Source organism: Vibrio genomosp. F10 str. 9ZD137, from assembly GCF_049974785.1.
GTDB lineage: Bacteria > Pseudomonadota > Gammaproteobacteria > Enterobacterales > Vibrionaceae > Vibrio.
The window spans coordinates 1-1,052 of record NZ_JBNGCJ010000812.1 but is presented as its reverse complement, the minus strand read 5'-3'; the positions used below and the strand labels follow the sequence as shown (position 1 = coordinate 1,052).

At 39.6% G+C, this 1,052-nt stretch carries 1 protein-coding gene and 1 pseudogene; both read right to left on the bottom strand.

Annotated features, from left to right (window positions below; translation table 11 throughout):
• A pseudogene (locus tag ACP45E_RS18640) lies at positions 1-403 on the bottom strand (oxaloacetate decarboxylase); the annotation flags it as partial.
• A 33-nt stretch (positions 404-436) separates the two neighbouring features.
• Positions 437-694, bottom strand: coding sequence for an oxaloacetate decarboxylase subunit gamma (locus tag ACP45E_RS18635; RefSeq protein ID WP_017036635.1), 258 nt, complete (start codon positions 692-694; stop codon positions 437-439).
• Positions 695-1,052: the final 358 nt, after the last annotated feature.

Sequence of the window (1,052 nt, the reverse complement as noted above, 5' to 3'; positions counted from 1 at the left end):
CAACCGTTGCTTTAACGGCGGCTTGGAAGTTACGCACATCGTTCATTGCATCAAAAATACGGAACACGTCCATGCCGTTGGTATGAGCACGCTCAACAAACTTCGCAACGACATCATCACCGTAATGGCGGTAGCCCAGAAGGTTTTGCCCACGCAATAACATTTGCATAGGGGTATTTGGCATCGCTTTCTTTAACTCTCGTAAGCGTTCCCAAGGGTCTTCACCTAAGAAACGAATACAAGAATCGAACGTTGCACCACCCCAAGTTTCTAGGGACCAGTATCCGACTTTATCCAACTCTGCCGCAATAGGCAGCATATCTTCAATACGCATACGCGTAGCGAATAGTGACTGATGGGCGTCACGAAGGACCACATCCGTAATTGCTAGTGGTTTAGACATGCTCATTAACTCCTTTTAATCCTTTAAAAAAACCTATTTTGCTGTAGAAGTCCGATATTGATGTACTGCCGCTGAGATTGCCGCAACAACCTTAGGACTAATCGCAGAAGGATTTGATTGAACTGTATTATTTTGATTGGGCGTAGCGAATGATTCTGGCACTTCTGTTGGCACCAGTTTAGACATCAAACGAACGAGATATACTAGAATAGTTAGGAAAATAAAGACGACAGCCATCCCTGTTAGCATAAGGGTTGCAGCGTCTCCTAGCAGGCTTCCAATGTTTGTCATGTTGCTTCCTTTCTATGTCATCCTGACAATTGTTTGTCGAATAATTCCATAATTAATCTCGACAAGTGGTCTAGGATTATCTCGATTGGTAAAAGATTGTCAATTTTGTTTAATCAACTCTTAATGATAAAGCACAAATTTGGTTAATATTTTACCGATCATATAACATAACTCTAAAAAAATGGGCTTTTTAGAAGATTAAACTAGTCGTTTAGAGGACATTAATCGAAGAATGAATTGAATACTGAGATGCAGATAAAGAAAATGAAATTTACATTTAAAAACAATAGGTTGTGATTTTAAAGTTACAAGAATGATAATGAGATGTTAACAAAAAAGCCTCGCTAATTAGCGAGGC